This is a genomic window from Xenorhabdus siamensis, assembly GCF_037996745.1.
GTDB lineage: Bacteria > Pseudomonadota > Gammaproteobacteria > Enterobacterales > Enterobacteriaceae > Xenorhabdus > Xenorhabdus indica.
Map to the genome: position 1 here is coordinate 51,062 of NZ_JBBMXE010000017.1, position 19,906 is coordinate 70,967.

Annotated in this window: 17 protein-coding genes and 4 tRNA genes; 11 read left to right on the forward strand and 10 right to left on the reverse strand. The window is 38.1% G+C overall.

Going from position 1 to position 19,906, the window contains the following annotated elements:
- Window positions 1-2: 2 nt before the first annotated feature.
- The 6 genes from motB to cspE form a co-directional block, all read right to left on the reverse strand.
- Window positions 3-1,004, reverse strand: a complete 1,002-nt coding sequence (gene motB, locus AAC852_RS16795) for a flagellar motor protein MotB (RefSeq protein WP_340621988.1) — start codon at window positions 1,002-1,004, stop codon at window positions 3-5.
- 2 nt (window positions 1,005-1,006) lie between these two features.
- Window positions 1,007-1,888, reverse strand: coding sequence for a flagellar motor stator protein MotA (motA, locus tag AAC852_RS16800; protein WP_340621989.1), 882 nt, complete (start codon window positions 1,886-1,888; stop codon window positions 1,007-1,009).
- A 136-nt stretch (window positions 1,889-2,024) separates the two neighbouring features.
- The gene (gene flhC, locus AAC852_RS16805; RefSeq protein ID WP_340621990.1) at window positions 2,025-2,606 is read right to left on the reverse strand and encodes a flagellar transcriptional regulator FlhC; all 582 of its coding nucleotides are present in this window, start codon (window positions 2,604-2,606) and stop codon (window positions 2,025-2,027) included.
- Between the two features lie 2 nt (window positions 2,607-2,608).
- Window positions 2,609-2,959 (reverse strand): flagellar transcriptional regulator FlhD, encoded by a 351-nt coding sequence (gene flhD / locus AAC852_RS16810; protein WP_047681063.1) that lies wholly within the window; start codon window positions 2,957-2,959, stop codon window positions 2,609-2,611.
- Between the two features lie 3,348 nt (window positions 2,960-6,307).
- Window positions 6,308-7,006, reverse strand: coding sequence for an MgtC family protein (locus tag AAC852_RS16815; RefSeq protein WP_340621991.1), 699 nt, complete (start codon window positions 7,004-7,006; stop codon window positions 6,308-6,310).
- Window positions 7,007-7,850: 844 nt separating this feature from the next.
- Entirely contained in the window at window positions 7,851-8,057 is a 207-nt protein-coding gene (gene cspE, locus AAC852_RS16820; RefSeq protein WP_038265922.1) for a transcription antiterminator/RNA stability regulator CspE, read from the reverse strand.
- 479 nt (window positions 8,058-8,536) lie between these two features.
- On the opposite strand from cspE, the gene AAC852_RS16825 reads away from it, so the two are divergent.
- From AAC852_RS16825 to AAC852_RS16860, 8 genes are all read left to right on the forward strand, one after another.
- Window positions 8,537-9,025, forward strand: coding sequence for a YlaC family protein (locus tag AAC852_RS16825; RefSeq protein WP_340621992.1), 489 nt, complete (start codon window positions 8,537-8,539; stop codon window positions 9,023-9,025).
- Between the two features lie 151 nt (window positions 9,026-9,176).
- Window positions 9,177-9,252, forward strand: a tRNA-Asn gene (locus AAC852_RS16830).
- A 231-nt stretch (window positions 9,253-9,483) separates the two neighbouring features.
- Window positions 9,484-9,559, forward strand: a tRNA-Asn gene (locus tag AAC852_RS16835).
- A gap of 415 nt (window positions 9,560-9,974) precedes the next feature.
- A tRNA-Asn gene (locus AAC852_RS16840) sits at window positions 9,975-10,050 on the forward strand.
- A gap of 246 nt (window positions 10,051-10,296) precedes the next feature.
- A tRNA-Asn gene (locus AAC852_RS16845) sits at window positions 10,297-10,372 on the forward strand.
- A 229-nt stretch (window positions 10,373-10,601) separates the two neighbouring features.
- Window positions 10,602-11,657, forward strand: coding sequence for a dihydroorotase (pyrC, locus tag AAC852_RS16850; RefSeq protein ID WP_340621993.1), 1,056 nt, complete (start codon window positions 10,602-10,604; stop codon window positions 11,655-11,657).
- A 188-nt stretch (window positions 11,658-11,845) separates the two neighbouring features.
- Window positions 11,846-12,100 carry a biofilm formation regulator BssS gene (bssS, locus tag AAC852_RS16855; protein ID WP_047685375.1) on the forward strand — a complete coding sequence of 85 codons (255 nt, stop codon included), beginning with the start codon at window positions 11,846-11,848 and terminating at the stop codon, window positions 12,098-12,100.
- 214 nt (window positions 12,101-12,314) lie between these two features.
- Window positions 12,315-12,908: a LuxR C-terminal-related transcriptional regulator gene (locus tag AAC852_RS16860; protein ID WP_340621994.1), complete on the forward strand. Its 594-nt coding sequence runs from the start codon at window positions 12,315-12,317 to the stop codon at window positions 12,906-12,908.
- Between the two features lie 92 nt (window positions 12,909-13,000).
- Here the strand turns inward: AAC852_RS16860 and trhO are convergent, their stop codons facing one another.
- Window positions 13,001-14,059 carry an oxygen-dependent tRNA uridine(34) hydroxylase TrhO gene (gene trhO / locus AAC852_RS16865; RefSeq protein ID WP_340621995.1) on the reverse strand — a complete coding sequence of 353 codons (1,059 nt, stop codon included), beginning with the start codon at window positions 14,057-14,059 and terminating at the stop codon, window positions 13,001-13,003.
- A 477-nt stretch (window positions 14,060-14,536) separates the two neighbouring features.
- Between trhO and AAC852_RS16870 the strand changes: the two genes are divergently transcribed.
- Entirely contained in the window at window positions 14,537-15,472 is a 936-nt protein-coding gene (locus AAC852_RS16870; RefSeq protein WP_340621996.1) for a Kdo(2)-lipid IV(A) acyltransferase, read from the forward strand.
- Between the two features lie 96 nt (window positions 15,473-15,568).
- On the opposite strand, the gene AAC852_RS16875 is transcribed toward AAC852_RS16870, so the two are convergent.
- The gene (locus tag AAC852_RS16875) at window positions 15,569-16,075 is read right to left on the reverse strand and encodes a hypothetical protein (protein WP_340621997.1); all 507 of its coding nucleotides are present in this window, start codon (window positions 16,073-16,075) and stop codon (window positions 15,569-15,571) included.
- Window positions 16,076-16,240: 165 nt separating this feature from the next.
- Between AAC852_RS16875 and AAC852_RS16880 the strand changes: the two genes are divergently transcribed.
- Both AAC852_RS16880 and AAC852_RS16885 read left to right on the forward strand, forming a co-directional pair.
- Window positions 16,241-17,020, forward strand: coding sequence for a PhzF family phenazine biosynthesis protein (locus tag AAC852_RS16880; protein WP_340621998.1), 780 nt, complete (start codon window positions 16,241-16,243; stop codon window positions 17,018-17,020).
- 63 nt (window positions 17,021-17,083) lie between these two features.
- Window positions 17,084-17,590 carry a DUF1543 domain-containing protein gene (locus tag AAC852_RS16885; RefSeq protein ID WP_340621999.1) on the forward strand — a complete coding sequence of 169 codons (507 nt, stop codon included), beginning with the start codon at window positions 17,084-17,086 and terminating at the stop codon, window positions 17,588-17,590.
- A gap of 82 nt (window positions 17,591-17,672) precedes the next feature.
- Here the strand turns inward: AAC852_RS16885 and lldD are convergent, their stop codons facing one another.
- Both lldD and AAC852_RS16895 read right to left on the reverse strand, forming a co-directional pair.
- Complete coding sequence (lldD, locus tag AAC852_RS16890) at window positions 17,673-18,809, reverse strand: FMN-dependent L-lactate dehydrogenase LldD (protein ID WP_340622081.1); 1,137 nt, start codon at window positions 18,807-18,809, stop codon at window positions 17,673-17,675.
- Between the two features lie 249 nt (window positions 18,810-19,058).
- Complete coding sequence (locus tag AAC852_RS16895) at window positions 19,059-19,661, reverse strand: RBBP9/YdeN family alpha/beta hydrolase (RefSeq protein ID WP_340622000.1); 603 nt, start codon at window positions 19,659-19,661, stop codon at window positions 19,059-19,061.
- Window positions 19,662-19,906 lie beyond the last annotated feature (245 nt).

A 19,906-nucleotide genomic window follows, 5' to 3' on the forward strand; every position in this document is an offset into this window, starting at 1 on the left:
ACTTACTCTGTCACCTTATTAGTATCACTTGCCGATTCTACTTTTGGCTGTCCGGGCGTTGTGATTTCATTGGATTGTCTGGTGGGTTGCTGAGAAGGCGTTCCCTCATTCGAATCCATTCTGATGACGTCTTGCATATCCATACTACTGCTTGCAGTCATGGCGTTACCGCCGCTGTTTTCCTGCTCAATCCGTTTTTCTGCTTCCTTATTCAAAACAATAATGCTGATACGACGATTAACAGGAGCATCGGGAGCAATATCTTTCTGCATACTGACGGTGGATGCCATACCAACAACCCGCAGGACTTTGGACTCCTCTAAGCCACCAATTAGCAACTCTCGTCTTGATGCATTTGCACGGTCTGAAGAGAGCTCCCAGTTACTGTAACCACGTTGTCCATTGATATATTGCAAATTATCAGTGTGCCCAGACAGGCTGATCTTATTTGGAATGGTATTCAGAATTGGTGCAATTGCCCGCAAAATATCGCTCATATAGTTTTCAACTTTCGCACTACCAATCAGGAACATCGGACGATTTTCCCTGTCGATGATTTGAATGCGTAAACCTTCATCCATCATGTCAATCAATAAGTGCGGACGCAGTTCTTTGAGACGAGGATCAGTGATGATCAGGTGATCAAGTTGTTGACGCAACCGATCCAAACGACGAGTTTCCTCACTAGCTTCAACTTGCTTGTTCTGACGGAAAACTTCTCCATCCTGCTGGAAAACGTCATCCCCTCCCCCAGGGATCGGGTTTGTATTATCACTACTCTGTTTCCCCTTATTGATTGCAACCTGCAAAGGGGTACGGAAATATTCTGCAATACTGGTCAATTCCTGTGGACTGGCGATAGATACCAGCCACATAACCAGAAAGAAAGCCATCATTGCAGTCATGAAGTCGGCATACGCAATTTTCCATGAGCCACCACTATGACCATGACCATGTTTTTTGCGCTTTTTTATTCTGATAACAGAAACATTATTCGCTCTCATAATTAGTCTTCAGCTTCTTGTTGTACAGGGGCCTTAACCCTACGAACATGCTCTTCAAGTTCTGTAAATGAAGGACGATCTGTGAGAAATAATGTTTTACGACCAAATTCAACCGCAATTTGTGGGGCATAACCATTCATGCTGGAAAGCAGAGTAACTTTAATACATTGCATCATTTTTACCTGCTCACTACTGCGCTGACGCAACAAAGTCGCTAGAGGCGAGACAAAACCGTAAGCCAGTAAGATCCCCAGAAATGTTCCTACCATTGCGTGAGCAATTAATACTCCGAGTTCTCCTGCTGGCCGATCAGCCGAACCTAACGCATGAACTACCCCCATCACGGCCGCAACGATCCCAAATGCCGGTAATGAATCTCCCACCATTGTCAGACTGGTTGCAGGAATTTCACTTTCCTGCTCATAAGTCTCGATTTCTTCATCCATCAGGGCTTCGATTTCATGTGGATTCATATTACCGCTGATGATCAAGCGCATATAATCCGTGATGAAGTTCATCAGATAAGGATCTTTTAGTAAGCGGGGATACTGTGTGAAGATATCACTCTGTTGCGGATTCTCAATATCACGCTCCAGAGCCAAAAGCCCATGTTGGCGGGATTTGGATAGCAGACGAAACTGTAAAGCCATCAGATCCATGTACATCGCTTTATTGTATTTTGATCTACGCAATACTTTTGGTAAAACACGTAATGTAGCCTTTATCGCCTTGCCATTGTTACCCACGATAAAAGCACCAATGCCCGCACCTGTAATAATCAAAAATTCCGCTGGCTGATAAAGTGCGCCCATGTGACCACCGACAAGCAGATAGCCACCAATTACCGCACCGAAAACCATGATATATCCTAAAAGTACTAACACGCGATATCCTTTAGCTAAGTTGGTGAGCAGATGGGATTTGAACAGGGCGAACTAGTCAATGAGGAAGAGGATGGGTGTAGATTACAGGCCAGAGTAACCAAAACCTGTAACCTAATTTTCACTTTCCCATTTAAATTCACATAGCTTGCTGAGCAAATCCATCCAGCAGTTGTGAATTAGTATCGGCAGATTGCGTAGAAAGTTTACGTTTTTTTACTGCTCTTGAAGGCGGCTGGCAAAGACTACAAACAAAACTATTTACCGGTTGGTGAGCATGTGTGATAAAAGTCCCACCACAGCAGCGACACTCGGTTGGCTGCAACATCCCACTGTCAACAAAACGAATGAGAGTCCAGGCTCTGGTTAGAGCCAAAACGGGCCCATCTTCACTCGCTGGAGGGCATTGCTCAAGATATAATCTATAAGCCTTTACTACAGCCTCAACACCAGCACAATGTCCACTTTTCAACAGGAAACGGTAAGCATTGTAGAACATGGAAGAATGAATATTCTGTTCCCAAGTCATAAACCAATCCGTCGAAAAGGGGAGCATCCCTTTAGGCGGAGGGCTTCCCCGCAATTCTTTATACAGTTTGATCAACCTTCCCCGGCTTAATTGCGTTTCACTTTCAAGCATCTGCAACCGTGCGCCTAAAGTGATGAGTTCCATTGCCAACTGGATATCTTTAGCTTCCTGGACAATACTTTTCTCAACCATCTTTATGCTCTTTTCTTGATTGAAGCGTCATCCTGAGTGGATAACTGTTGAAAAAGATGGGTAGATAGCAAGATCCCTGTATGGATTTGCTGCAAATCATCCACCCGTGATTCCTTCGTCAACTGCTGTACAGTTTCGTGATCTTCAAACCGAAAATGGCAAATCAGTTGGTTTGTTTCAGCTAATTTTACTAACTGAGGCAATGTCAGCTCGGCCAATGTATCAGCCATAGATTCACTAATACCTAAACGGAACATCGCAGACGCTTTCTCATGGTTAATTAGCCGTTGTGCTAAAAGCAAATACGATAAATTTATGTCATAAATATGTTTGAGCAATTCAACCGTACTCATTTCTATATATCCCGTCCGATTACATGAAAAAATCAATTAAGTGATCAAAGAATCACTCACGACAAAATTACCAGTAGCATGAGATTCAATAATCTCCGACATAACTGAAATATACATCTTTAGCCAGAGCAGTAACTGTCCTTTGTATTACTCTTGGGATCGCCCAATTTCTAAAATATTTCGGTAATGGATTGTAAAAGTATTATTGCGTCATCTGGATAATGAACTTGCCACAATTGATTAAGAATATTCTTAATACTAATTAACTTTACTCCTGAATCATCAATTTATACAACGGAGAATATATGTCATTTTAAATACTATGTGACATACATCACAAAACTACCTTTTTTTATTATGATTCTAGCTCATTAACTATTCAAGCAAAAGAAAACAAAAAATAGTCCATAATTAATAAGTTAAATTATTTAAATAAAAATATTAGAGACCATTTTTTGTTTTGTACGATCTATTAAACTTATAAATTTAAAATAACGATAAAAAATCCTTTCTTTAGCTAAATTATCAAAATATTATTAAAAATTGTTTCCTGATAATGTGGATAGGTACTCATCTTCCACTATTAGTTGATTTAGATCATAGTTATGCCAAATTTATTAATCATATGTGAATACTAGTTATTGAAAAGATACCACTCTGATCATTTTTAATTTACGATTGCACCATTTTCATACAGTGACCGAGGCGACATCAACATCACTTAGAGTACAAGTATCGCACAGATCACAAAAATAAGATAAAATACAGTATGATGTTGAAATAAAAAAACATCTGCATCTTCACCCCAGAGCAATAGTAATCAACAAGTCTCCGATACCCTAACAAATCCTACCACATAACAATGCCAGTACCACATTACCAAGCCATTACAATTGATAAATTTTATTTATTAAAAATAACGCACAGAATGATAGCTTTTGACATTTTTTTAACGAAAACCCCATTGGTGGTTATTTACAACCGCTGAGCACTCCACAAGCCAAAAACATAAGAAAAAATTATAATATATATCCTCCACAACTTCATAAATGTTAAGAATAATCGATGATTATAACACTCATCCGACCAGTTTATAAACTGACATATCAAGTACAAAATAACCTATTTTCCTAATATTAATTTCCTTAAATAGGATAAATTCAGAAACAAAATAATTACAAAAGGCAAATTAACCAATAAATTATTATACAGCGCAAAACTAAATTTAAAAAGTAATTTATAGTTTAAGTAGAATGCAAAAAAACAATAGATGGAATAAAAACAAATAGTGTCTTATTTTACTTAATTTGGAATATAAATAATAACAAGTCATGTAATAAAACAATTCAAATAAAAAAAATAGCGTAAAAAAATAATTCTATTACTTCGTTAAGTTTATCATTATTATGATAGTAGGTTCGTAGTTAAAGAATAACATCAATACCTATTCAAAATATCTGCCAAAAGTCATTAATAGCCAGAGCTATTGATACGAAAATTGCGATGGCTATTTTCTTACTCAAGATAGAATAAGGTATTAATTAATGGAAATTACTCACAATCATTCACCAATACTATGAATATAAAATCGTTTTATCACATGAATGATAATGCAGGAGCTTATCAGTTTCCTCAATTAATCAAGGAAAATATTCCCAAGGTAACAGTTTTAACCCTTATGAAAGTAGTAAATGATGATCATGATATGTAACTACCTAATGCCATTGTTATTAATGTCATCAATAATACAGGTAAAACGATGGTACTTTATACAATCAGTTTTTTGCACAACATATGTACACCTGATTTTTGTGATAACACCTCTTCCACTACTCTTCAGATTGGAATACGGCTTAATGTTATACACTATTAGTTCAGATAAATACCACATAGAATGTGTTGTAATATAGAAAATAGAAAGTGTCGGAGCATAAAATACCCCACATTTTTCACATCCTATTTGAGAGGTTTTCTCAAGAAACTTTTATCCATTTTATCCCACTCCAAAGACTTAATGTGAAATATCGTACATTAGGTTTTGTACGAATTAATAAATGGTTAACATAGGTAAAAATAGAATAAATGCATTGGCAACAGTATAGAAAATACATTCCAAAATTCGATCTGACCGTCATATTTAAATACTACATAATATTACCAAACGTTTTCCTTATCTTTTTACGCCTTCTTCTAATGCCATTTGATTTTTATCAAACAAAATGATACCTGCAAATTCTTTTGCGATATCCATCCCAATATCCACATAAATACTCCAACATACTGCAATATCAGTACATCATTTATTCCATCATCAGAAAGATCTATTGCATGCTTATTATTTTGTAGTGACTTTAAAGTACATGATTTTTTTCCGAAGGATTAAGTGAAAAAACAGATCTTAATTCCACTTATTTTGAAAGGTTTTCATCACTCATACATTCAATATCAAGGCAACTAAGAATATTCTTAATATCTAACTCTATATCATGACAAATTTTAGCGGTAATGACAGAATTATCTTCGGAAAACACCTTAACCGAAATACTTACTCTTTTTCGTTAGTAACAGAAGTAGATGTTTCACTTCATCAAGGTTTAATTCACGTATTGCTAAGATTAACACCCTGAAACCTTGTTCGTTATGGTAGCTAACCAATTACATGATATTGTTACGACTTTCTTCAGTAAGCGGAATAGCTACTCCTTTTTCTACACATGGCAGCAAACAGATCACATCCTTTCTGCTATGCCTTTGAAAATCAATTGGTAGTTTTTCTGTGATTCCTACACAAAAATTGATAACTTCCAACTAACACAACTAAAAGGTAACTCATCAATTTTTCTGTAGCCGTAAAGAAAACAAATCTCTACTTTCTTTGACTTCCATATCTGATAATTGACTTATCCTTCAGTTTATTATCCCGACGATTCTATGAAGTGTTGAAGTGTTGAAGTGTTGAAGTGTTGAAGTGTTGAAGTGTTGAAGTGTTGAAGTGTTGAAGTGTTGAAGTGTTGAAGTGTTGAAGTGTTGCACTATAATAAACTCTTTTCTGAAATGATTAATCAGTTTTTGTGACGGCACTCCCAATCATACACGCGATATTCAATTTTCCATCATAGTGATTACCTCTTCTTTGCTAATAGAGAAGAATTTATAAAGTTTTTGGTGTTGCCTAACTGAGAATAATGTTCATTATCATTAATGAAAGGATTTATATTCAATACCATTCTATATTATTAATGTAATGACGTTATTTCATAGGCAACATCTTATTCATACTAAGAAATGAAGGAGGATCGTCCACATAAACTCCTTATAAAATAATTAGATTACTTATATAAAATTATTCTAAGCAGGTAACTCAGCAGCAATTTTCCAGTTAACTGAGCTGACGCTTTTTTCTAAACTCACTCGACAAACAATCGATTCGATCTCTTTTTGCTTCGCAGGCGTTGCCAATATTTCTGCACACACCTCAAGTCTATTTGGTTGGTGGGTATCAGTACTACTTAATGATTGTAGCCGAATGTTTAATCCATTAATTGCTTGCAGGATCAGCGTCCTGATTAATATTTCATCACCAATATCACAGATAATTTGGATTTTATAACGCTGCTCTAAATCTAAGGCTAATTGTTGAGGCTGAGCATTAATTCTCTGAGCCGCTTCTCTCAACAAAATATTTGCTGATAGAATTATTGCAGTTGCAATACTCGCTGACCAATATTGCCCTAACCCACACAAGACCCCAATACCTGCTGAACACCATAAAGTTGCCGCTGTATTTAAACCACGAATATTCATGCCTTCTCTCATGATCACACCAGCACCAAGAAAACCAATACCAGATACAATCTGCGCAGCAATACGTCCGGGGCTATCAGGCGAAGTTGATATTGAACAAAGAATAAAAACCGCAGCGCCAGTGGCAACTAAGGCATTGGTTCTCAATCCTGCCATACGTTGGCGCCACTGGCGTTCTGCACCAATTAATGCCCCGAAACACATAGCAGATAGTAAATGAATAGCAATAGATGTTAGAAACATGACACTCTCCCAATAATATTAAAATGGATAAATGTATTCCTTTTACCTGCCAGGTTACTTATTCATTGGCTTAGCTCATTTACCAACCGCTCATTTACAGCTTCTACACTATAACCCAAAATCTATTAGGTATAGGATCCAACTTGATTCCGGGTTTCTATAGCTGAGTATTTATTGGCTTCAAGATTTCAGATAATATCAAGCCTGCAATTAAAATGATCGTACGCTTTACAGGTACGATCTCTAATCGCTATTCATTTTTTGTATTGAGCTAAAGTTCAACGGGTAGCCTAAAGAAATAATTTCTTTATTTTGTGCAATAGGAACAGGACCGAATATAGAAATTCGATCTGGTTATTGATATGTCCCCGGAGGAAACAAGGAATGAGTATAAAGTTGCATTATAGATACCCCGACATACCTGTTGATACTATATTTAAAGAATTAAAGATTTAAAATAGCAGCCCTACAGCATTGCGTGATTTTCCGGGAGAGTACAACTCGTGGAAATTAAGTAGTACTGCACACCATTTCAGGTAAGCAGTAAATTGAATGTAAATGAACAGCTTACCGAATTATTTTTTATTAAACCTAAAACTTTGACTGTTCAATTATCAGCACTCCAATAGAATTTGGCCGGGAGTATAATCAGGTAAAATGGATAAGTAAAGGCCTTAATTAATAAATGAACTTGAAAAAATGCTATCTTTATCATCTGTTCAATAAAAAAAATTACCGAAGTTTATAATATATAGATATTATTTTTTATTAAAAATCATTCTATAAACAAAAAGCCCGCCAACGCGTTTTAGCATGGCGAGCTTAATAAGGCATGAAGGCTAAATTAGATAGCAGTCACGTTTGCTGCTGCTGGGCCTTTGGCACCATCTTCAATGGTGAATTCTACGTTCTGGCCTTCAGCCAGAGTTTTGAAACCGTTACCTTGAATGGCAGAGAAGTGAACGAATACGTCTTTGCTACCATCAGTTGGAGTAATGAAACCAAAACCTTTGGACTCGTTGAACCACTTCACTTGACCTGTCATTTTCATGTGACTTTCCTATATATCAAAAAAAACTCGCCACCTCGGGCATGTGTTGGCCAGTATCAGCTATTACTTATGGAGGCACTAAGAAGGAAACGGTCTACAAAGGCTACTTAGGATAGCACTTTTACACATAACGCATTAACTCAAGATGTCGTACATAAAGTAGGTCTGTTTATCAGGCCAGACGCATTAACGCATGACCGCACAGGAATAGCAACCTTTTTATGTATTATCGATCTAAAAAAAATTTATACGCTCAATATTAGAACAGAATAACCGAATAAATAGATGAATTTATGATTTTATTTGATTTATTCAACTTTTATCTTAAGAAAAAATTCTCGTGTTCTTTCCAGACAATAACAGTTTTGCAAATAAAAAAAAGTAATTGCTATACAGGTGGATGCTCTGGGCATGATAACCTTAAAAATGTTAACACTTTTAATTCGATAACAGATTTCTACAATAATCGGGCTAGTATTATGGATATCATCAAACAGATATTGATTCAGGATCTTGAGCGGATCAATCTCGCAGAGCATCGAGATGGTAAGGTGCACTTTAATAGCATCTTTATTCACCAGCATCCATACCTGTTTTTGGCGATGATCGTTGCTTATGCCTTCCTCGCTGTACTGATGTGGTATGCCCCCTATTTTGGCGTTTGGTCACTTATCCTATTTACCATGCTTTTTTTCGCCATGGCTGCCGTTCTGCTATTTGATATCAAGCCGGTTTATCATTTTGAAGACATTGATGTACTAGATTTACGCGTCTGCTACAACGGTGAGTGGTTCGTTGATGAAAAAGTATCACAGGATGCTGTCAACACAATACTTGCTCACCCAAATGTATCTAACGAAATAAAGAATGAAATCAAACGAATCATCAGGCGAAAAGACGGAATTTGTTTTTATGATGTATTTTATGATTGCGTGTTCAGAACAATCGCCTTATTTTCAATCTCCTAAGGTTGAACAAAAATATGTAATTTCAGCAAAGTAGCATATTCATAGCACAATGCGCTCATATGATGAGCAACCAATAGAAAAATAGAATTTTTGCGTTGACACTCTCTGAGTTCATCGTTAATATTCGCCTCGTTCTCAGGAACCCAGTAATTCCTCCATAGTTCAGTCGGTAGAACGGCGGACTGTTAATCCGTATGTCACTGGTTCGAGTCCAGTTGGAGGAGCCAAATTCTAAGAAGCCCGATTTTAGCTCTGCTAATCGGGCTTTTTGCTATCTCCCCCTTTGTGGGCTATCTCTAACTCTAACAAACAATTTTTTATCTTACTCAGATACGTTTTCTATCGTCACATTGTCACTCTGAACACTACTTAACCAATTGAATTTATTTTCTATTTTTTCGCTTTACAACTCCTCAGTATTCCCCTATTATTCGTTTCGTTCTCAGGAACGCAGCAATTCCTCCATAGTTCAGTCGGTAGAACGGCGGACTGTTAATCCGTATGTCACTGGTTCGAGTCCAGTTGGAGGAGCCAAATTCTAAAAAGCCCGATTTTAGCTCTGCTAGTCGGGCTTTTTACCTTTTATCACTGGTACTGATGCCAATAACCACATCTACCTTACCCAAACACATTTTCCCTCAACTATCTAATCATTACTTATGTTCCTATTGTATGGGTAAAAAACTGACGATGTTTTTCGCTAAAATTTTTCCTATTAGTTCTACCTGTAATTTTCTCTGCGATCTCATTTCAGAAAATACAACGAGATATTAATCTCACGTACAAGATATAAAAAAATTATAGTATTGGTGATATTTCGTCACAAAAAATGATAAAACATCATCACCTTGAATAACCATCAACCACTTGAACTTATTTTTCATTATTTCTGCTTTACAACCCGTCTCCATTCACCTATTATTCGCCTCGTTCTCAGGAACACCGCAATTCCTCCATAGTTCAGTCGGTAGAACGGCGGACTGTTAATCCGTATGTCACTGGTTCGAGTCCAGTTGGAGGAGCCAAATTCTAAGAAGCCCGATTTTAGCTCTGCTAGTCGGGCTTTTTGCTCTCCAATGATCATGCTCACCACTTATGCCCTATTTATCAATTTTGTTTCTGTAATATTTTGATTATTTTCCTGAAAATAACACGAAAAAGCTAAAAAAAGCGCACAAAGTACATATTAACAACAAACAAACCGTTATTATGATTTTCTTCTTTGACAAATAGAAAGAAAGCCATTAATATTCGCCCCGTCTTGAAGGAGTTCCTCCATAGTTCAGTCGGTAGAACGGCGGACTGTTAATCCGTATGTCACTGGTTCGAGTCCAGTTGGAGGAGCCAACTTCAATTCACCCTCGTTTTATTACTTCTATTTTTTCCTTTTTTGATACGATTAATTTCCTCTGAATACCCTAACTTATATAAAATTAAAGACTTAATTCTGCAAGAATGTAGAATTCTATCATTTAATAATAGCTATTTAACTATTTTCTCTTTATCATCTTCCTCCGGCTTAAGGAATGCTGAATCAGCATCCGTCATTTTTCATCTATATTCTGGAGCCGGTTCCATGACTACTGAAACTTATACTATTAAAATCCGCCGCCCTGACGACTGGCATGTTCATTTTCGCGATGGTGATATATTGAAAACCATTGTCCCCCATACCAGCCGCTTTTTTGGCCGAGCTATTGTCATGCCCAACCTTGTTCCGCCTGTAATAGATATTGCCAGCGCCAGAGCCTATAAAGAGAGGATCATGGCAGCCATTCCGTCAGAGCATTCATTCGAACCACTGATGACATGCTATCTGACGGATTCAACAGATAGCTCACAAATTGAAATCGGCTATAACGAGGGCATTTTTACAGCCTGTAAACTCTATCCCGCAAATGCAACAACTAATTCCAGCCATGGTGTTTCTGACGTACAAAAGATATATCCTTTATTGGAAACGATGGAAAAGTTGGGCATGCCTCTATTAATTCATGGTGAAGTTACCGCAGCTCATATTGATATTTTTGATAGGGAAGCCCGCTTCATCGAACAAGTGATGGAACCTTTACGTAAACAATTCCCTGATCTGAAAGTTGTTTTTGAGCATATTACGACTAAAGAAGCTGCCGAATACGTTCTTGAAAGCAACGATAAATTAGGAGCGACACTAACACCACAACACTTGATGTTTAACCGTAATCATATGTTGGTCGGTGGTATCCGCCCTCATCTCTATTGTCTGCCGATATTAAAACGTAATATTCATCAAGAAGCGTTACGTTCAGCCATCGCCAGTGGTTGTGACCGTTTCTTCTTGGGAACAGACTCCGCCCCTCATTTATTGCATCGTAAAGAATCCTCCTGTGGTTGTGCTGGTGTCTTCAATGCACCTACGGCTTTGGCTGCCTACGCCACTGTGTTCGAAGAAATGGATGCAATGCATCACTTCGAAGCATTCTGCTCTCTAAATGGCCCGAAATTTTATGATTTACCGGTTAATGAGGGATTTATTGAGCTTATACGCAAGCCTACACCAATTACCGAATATATCGAACATGCTGGTGAAAAACTGATTCCATTCCTGGCTGGAGAAGATGCAAGATGGGAAGTAACAGTAATTCATGCTTAAGCAAGTTTAATTCACAAAAGTTTTAGTTTCTTATTATCAGATAAAATGACCAATATCTGGTTTCTACAACTGGTTGTAGTATTAGATTGATAAAAAGGTTTATACTGCAACTGCTCATCCTTAGATGAGTTCCACTGCTCTTAGTCAATTATATCAATCAAGGTGCTGTAGTCTGATTAGGAGGTTATATGGGGCAAAAAAATGAAATAATCCAAACCCATCCAGTTGTAGGTTGGGACATCAGTATCGTAGATGCCTACGACGCCATGATGATTCGTCTTCATTACTTATCCTCCCAAGATCAAGCCACAGATAATGTTAGTATTGACAAAACATTGTGGTTGACAACAGGGGTTGCAAAACAACTGATCCTAATCTTGCAGGCTGGAATCGAAAAGATTGAATCATCGGAATACACTCAACTTGACTATACGAAACATTAACAACAAACTTGAAAATTCAAACACAACTGGACACTCAATACACTGAGTGTCCAACATGAGTATCAAAACAAATTTCAGCCGATAAAATCATTTATATAGTTTATTATTCTGTACAATACTGTATCATACCGCTATGTTCGTTGGCTTGGTTTTGAAATATCAAGCGACCTAATTCATTTAATGATAACCGCTATAGAACAAGGATGTTCAATTAATGAAATTATTAATCATTGATGAGTGTCATTATACACGTCTTGGGATCATTGAATCTCTAAAAGAAAATACAGATATCCTTCCAACAGAAGCTCATTCAATTCAGGAGGCGATAAATATTCTGTCAATATTTTCGCCTGATATTGTTCTGATGAATATGACACATTATGGTCATCACAGTTCATATTGTGAACAAATGAAGTTATTGATTTCATTAGTTCGTGATACCCGTATATATATCTATCTTGATAAACCATACCCATGGATAGAAAATCATATCCAATTGACTAATAAAGATTTTATCTTACCAAAAAAGAATCTGTCCTTGTTGTTGGCACGGCTAAGAGAGTTGGCATCACATGATATTCAACGTTATTTTGCCAATTTCAATATAAAAAGTTCTATTTTTAGTCAACAAGAAAACAGGATCATCTATTATTGGATGCTGGAAATAGATACCTATAACATTGCCAAATTACTAAATATAAGTAGCAGTACAGTTTATTCACATAAACGGCATATCATAGAAAAAATAGGAGTAACCAACAAAATAGAGCTACTTTTCGTTTATAATATTTTTAAGTATATCTGCTAACACTACAAAAATAACTAAATTGGCGTAATAACTTAAGTATTATTACGCCAATTTTTGTATCTGCTTGAGAGAAGATACTTAAGATAAATTTATTACTTATTGAATTGCAATGAGGTAATATTTAGACCGTCATTTAACCGATAACGAGATTTATTAAAAATCTTAGCCCCATTTTCTCTTCCTGCCCTGCGAGCACGTTGCTCATCTTCAGGGAGTGACATTTCTTCCCGACAAGCATCGCTACAACATCCCTCAAACTGCTCTGCACAGGATGGACATTGAATGAATAGCAAATGGCATCCATCATTTTTACAGTTAGTGTGGCTATCACAAATTGCACCACACTGATGACAATGAGCGATAACGTCCTCAGAAATACGCTCTCCCATACGCTCATCAAAAACAAAGTTTTTACCAATAAAGCGAACAGGTAAACCTTGCTCTTTTGCTTTGCGGGCATACTCAATAATGCCACCTTCTACATGGTAAACGTTATTAAAACCATTGTGGAGCATGTAGGCACTCGCTTTTTCGCAACGTATCCCGCCAGTACAATACATAACGATATTTTTATCTTTATCATCTTTCAACATTTCTACTGCCATCGGCAATTGTTCACGAAATGTATCCGATGGGATCTCAATTGCGTTTTCAAAATGCCCAACTTCATATTCATAATGGTTACGCATATCGACAAACACAGTATTAGGATCATCCAGCATTTGGTTTACCTGAGCGGCTTTCAGGTATTCACCCGTTTTTGACGGATTAAAAGTTTCATCATCAATACCATCAGCAACAATGCGTTCACGCACTTTCATACGTAATACCCAAAATGACTTGCCATCATCTTCCAGCGCAATATTGAGTCGCAGGTTATACAAGGCAGGATCCGTTGCATCCAATAATGTTTTCAGAGCATCAACATTTTTGGAAGGTATGCTAATTTGCGCATTGATACCCTCTTTGGCGATATAAACCCGCCCAAAGACTGATAATTCAGTGAATTTTTGATACAAGCTATCGCGAAAGACCTGTGGTTCAGAAATAGTAAAATACTTATAAAAAGAAATAGTTGTGCGCGGCTCTACTTCAGCCAACATGCGCTCTTTCAGCTCTTTATTAGAAATACGGTTATGTAACACTGGCATGGTGTTCAAAATACCCTTGTAGTTTGTTGATATTTATACATTTATGTCCGTCTGTGTTCACAGCGTGTCCACACTAGATCATTACCGACAATTTTAACCAGAAACCCCACACACTACATTTGAGGTTTTTATTCCCTGCAATATTACTTTTTTCTGTGACCCAGATCTATCAATCCCTGTTCTGAATCAGCTTAATCCCCAAACTAGCTTGCTTATCACAGTATCACTTTGAGCAATTTCTACCGGAATAAAACAATTATTTGAATATGATGCTGAGGAATATCATAATCATACCCTAGCACAGCATAGCCAGGGCATGGGGGAAGTTTCTATTTGTTATCAATTGATGAATCATTTAGTGCCTCGGTATTTCGATATTCTACTAAAAAGTGTCACAATACCCCCCTGTATTACTCTTAAGACCTTATAAAATAGTTTCTTATAGTTAGATTATTATCTTTAATACACTGAAAACACATGATACAAGCGCCTTCTTTTCATCGTTCACTTTTACATCCCCGGTACTGGCTGACTTGGCTAGGTATCGGCATACTCTATCTGCTGGTCTTACTTCCTTACCCCATAATTTACTGGATAGGAACCCGGCTTGGTCGGTTATCACAGCGTTTTTTGAAAAAACGAGCCAAAATCGCTGAACGCAATCTGGCTCTCTGTTTTCCTAATATGCCACCGGAGGAACGGAATAAATGGCTGGTCAAAAACTTTGAATCTGTTGGTATGGGGCTATTTGAAACCGGTATGGCTTGGTTCTGGCCTGACTGGAGAATTAAACACTGGTTCAAAATTACAGGACGAGAGAACATCCAAAAAGTACAAGCCACAGGTCAGGGGATCATCGTAATTGGGATCCATTTTCTGACACTGGAACTGGGAGCCCGTATTTTTGGTATGCTCAATCCAGGCATCGGGGTTTATCGCCCGAATGATAATCCAGTTATCGATTGGCTACAAACCTGGGGACGTTTACGTTCCAACAAATACATGTTGGACAGAAAAGATGTCAAGGGAATGATCCGTTGCCTGAAAAATGGTGAAATCGTTTGGTACGCACCAGATCATGATTATGGTCCACGTAAAAGTGTATTCGCTCCATTATTTGCTGTTGAACATGCCGCAACAACAACTGGAACTTCAATTCTGGTTAGATTATCCAATCCAGCTTTATTACCTTTTACACCACGCAGATTACCTGATGGAAAAGGTTATGAGCTGATTATTCAACCCGCTGTAGAAAATTTCCCTGAAAAAGGTGAAGTCGAGGCGGCAACCTTCATGAATAAGGTGATCGAGCGGGAAATTATGCAAGCTCCAGAGCAATACATGTGGTTACACCGCCGTTTTAAAACACGCCCTAAAGATATGCCGTCTTTATATAGTGATAATATGCATTAGTCAGTCTTCATTAAAATGCCCTAAGGCAGCCATTTTTTTACGTGGCTGCCTGAGTTCTGGCAGATGAAAGTTATCTATTAAATCATATAATAACCATCACCATCTCCCACAAGCATCGGAGATCTCCATCTCGGAATAGAGATTACCTCGTTCTTTCTCCAATTTCTGTCTGGTTTCACGATAACATTTGCGTCGGGCTGAACGGGGGGTCATTTCGTTGAAAAAATGCCTTTCCTTTATTTGGTAAGAAAATCCCAGTTTTTGGAATCCGGCGGACTCGTTGTATTGGGGGGGCAATCCATTCATAAGATACCTTTTTTTGGCATAATCCCAGTCGGAAGGAAGCCCAGTATACATTTTCGAATCGTGTCTTTCGCTGTATTCCTTCAACTCTTCTTCTCGTTTCTCAGCCAGGGCATTGTCTTGTGCTAACTTATTAATGTTCCAATAATTGGTGCCCAATTCTTCCCTTTTTTTCAGATATTCTTCTGAAGGTTTGTTATCAGCGGGTATATCACTTTTGTAGCTGAAATCATACGCTGATGCCTGAGAACAACCAATTACCGTAAGAAAAAACAGGCTATGTATCCCTTTTATTTTCATAAATCCCCTAGTGTAACTATTGCAAGTATTATTATTTAATAATCATTACCACCTTAGATCAACTACTAGTAATGGGTAGTTCCAGAGTCAAAAAAATAACCATTTACAAACAATAACAATTCCAACATGCTAGATCACATTTTTTAACAGCAAAGTGAGTTTCTGATGCGCTCATACCCTATTTATCATGTCGATGCTTTTACAGAAAAAACCTTCTCCGGTAATCCTGCTGCTGTTGTCTTACTGGACGAATGGTTATCAGATGAAACATTAATTGCCATTGCTGCCGAGTTCAACCTTTCAGAAACGGCTTTTTTAGTTGGCGATCACCTACGCTGGTTTACTCCCAGAGTGGAAGTCAATTTATGTGGGCATGCAACACTGGCAACAGCTTTTGTTCTCGTTGAACAACATTCTTATCAAAATAATCCAATTACATTCAAAACCCGTTCTGGAGAACTTCGTGTCACCCATCAGGATGGCGTTTTTACATTAGACTTTCCTGCCGCTGGTTACCAAGAAGAGAAAACACTTCTTCCCATCATGCAAGAGGCTTTAGGCCAAGAGATCAGCGAGGTATTTACTTCCCATGATCGTTATATCTGTGTACTGGATTCTGCCGATCAAGTTCTTCATGCCCAACCACACTTTGATAAAATAGCCGCCCTTCCGCTATCAGGGCTTGCCATTACTGCCTCTGGCGATTTATCTACCGACTTTGTTTCGCGCTATTTTGCTCCAGCAAAAGGCATTAATGAAGACCCTGTCACAGGTTCGGCTCATTGTGTTCTGGCACCTTTCTGGGGAACAAGGCTCAATAAATCGGTACTTCGTGCCCGTCAGTTATCAGATAGAGGCGGCGATATATTATGCGAAATACAAGGAGAACGTGTTTATCTGACAGGAAAAGCAAAATTATTTTCTTATGGGAAAATAGTTTTTTAAATCAATAACTTTTTTGTTTTCAAACGTAGCCATTCAAAAGTATTCAAGTAATTAAGGAAGGATATGATTCAGCTATATATGTTTTATCTTGGTGGAAACGCTGGAAAATCCAATATCGAAGTTCATGATGTCCAGTTTGTTGCAGTGAATAAGATTGAAGAAGCATACCCTGTATTACGTGATGTCTGGTTTGGTGATAAAGATAAACTTCATCTGGATGGTTATATGCCAGTCACATGGGCCGACGGTTATGATATTTCCCTCAGCGATAACGAATACCACGGAGAGATGAACCTCTATTTCGTAAACATGGGAGGTTACCAAAATCACTCTCTGGCAGAAGCCCATGAGTTCGGATTTTTCGTTGCTCATAGCGTAGAAGATGCAAAAGAAAAAGCTAAAAAATATTTGCTCACTGGTTATGATCAACTACATAAAGACAACCTAAAAGATGTTGATGACTGCCTGCTTTTGGGGCAAATCAGCGGCTACCATGTTCATCTGACTGAAAACCCTCACGGTCAGCCAGATAAACCAGAATGGCAAGGATACCGCCCTATCGGCATCTGATGAAAAATAGTCAGCAAAACAATTCCGTTTCTGCTGACTATCAATCAGAACACACAACTGCCTAAAGTCACTAATTTTACGTTCACTTATCGACCAGCAAATCTGAATTAATTTCTGCAATGGACTTTGCTCCCGTCAATGTCATTGCAACCCGTATTTCTTTATCAATCAGATCCAATAAATTAGAAACTCCTGCTTCTCCGGCTGCTGCCAATGCATAAGCAAAAGCGCGTCCCAATAAAACACTGTCAGCACCCAATGCGATCATTCGTACTACATCCAACCCGGTACGAATACCGGAGTCAGTCAGAATAGTAATGTCATTTTTGACAGCATCGGCAATAGCTGGTAAAGCTCTGGCGGTTGAAAGAACACCATCCAACTGGCGCCCTCCGTGATTAGAAACCACAATACCATCCGCGCCAAAACGGACAGCATCCTTAGCATCGTCAGGATCGAGGATACCTTTAATAATCATTGGCCCTTTCCAGCAATCGCGGATCCACTCTAAATCTTTCCACGATATGGATGGATCAAAATTGCTTCCCAACCAGCCAATATAATCTCCCAATTTGGTGGATATACCGCGATATTTAGATATGTTACCGAGATCGTGGGGTTTACCCATCAAGCCAACATTCCACGCCCACTGTGGATGCGTTATCGCCTGCAAAAAACGCCGTAAAGAAGCATTTGGGCCACTCATACCTGAATGTGCATCACGATAACGAGCACCGGGTACAGGCATATCAACAGTAAATACCAGATTTTTAACGCCGGCCGCCTCTGCTCTTTCCAGAACATTACGCATAAAACCACGATCTTTCAGTACATAAAGCTGAAACCATATTGGACGTTCAATTGCAGAAGCAACTTCTTCAATCGGACATATTGATACCGTCGATAACGTGAATGGAATACCCTTTTTAGCAGCAGCCCGCGCAGCCTGTACTTCCCCCCGACGAGCGTACATCCCACTTAATCCAACGGGAGCCAATGCCACAGGCATTGTCATTTTTTCCCCAAATAAACGGGTTTCCAGATCCAATTCAGACATGTCTTTCAGTACACGCTGACGTAGTTCAATGTGAGATAAGTCCTCGGTATTGCGTTTAAGGGTATGCTCTGCATAAGCTCCACCGTCAATATAGTGGAACAGGAAAGGGGGTAATTTAGCCTGTGCAGCAGCCCGATAATCAGTTGAAGCGGAAATAATCATGTCTGTACCTCTACCCAAAATGGAGTGGACGGCAATAGTATTGTTCTGGTTAATCATATTGCCCATGACTAATACATCAAACAACGCAATAAGAAGCTTAAAAATACATAAACTTGTTTCACAAAACATTTGTTTTATTTGATGATAACTTAGGTGAAACAGCAAAGGGATAATGAGCTAAAAAGAGATATAGTGAGCGAATATCGCCCACTATGCTAAAAACATGACCAAGAGCTGAGTTCTTAGTATTTATCCTGATACGATAGTTTTCAGTACATCATAAATAGGAAGCAAACGGGTAAAACTGTCTCTATCAAGAAAATGGCCTGCATTTTCAATATTAATGATTTCGGTTTGCAACGAATTGGCAAGAGCATAGGATGATTGAGGAGAAACAATTTCATCATTGGAAGAGATAATGGAAATACGGTGTTTTGTTACTTCGCGCAAGAGGACATAATTCAATGGTTGGAAAGTGAAATTTGCTAACTCTGGCAATGTACACTGCATGGAATCAAATCCTGAAACCAAAATATACCCACCAATTTGATCGGTTGTGGAGCATATTACCTCTAAATACCGAAGTAAAGTCACACAACCAAGACTGTGGCCAATAAAAATTGTGTTACCGTCTGTTTTAGGCACTACCTCAGTTAATTTTTTGGCCCATGCTTCAGGCTTAGGTGATAAGGAATCGGGCATTTCTGGCACAATCACTTCTGCCCCTTGTTCAGTCAGCACTTTACTTAACCAGGGAAACCAGTGTGATGAAGGTGAAGCAATATAACCATGAACAATGATAACTTTCTTGCCAGAAAACCGATCAGAATCCCTTACTGTTAGCTGTGTCATTTATCTTATCCTATTTTTTAATCTTTCACGCACAGTCATCAGAGCAAAACCTAATAAATTCAATCCATTCCATGTTAATGGATTATAAATATTAGAATTGTCCTTTTGACACCATCTACAATAAATTGCGCTGGATACCACTGACTTAAGCAAGATTTTGTGACAAGACCAGAATTTTTAGTTTTATGTCCCCAGAAAAAAAGATACTTAATATTTTTTTCTGACTGATAAAGCTTACATAAGGT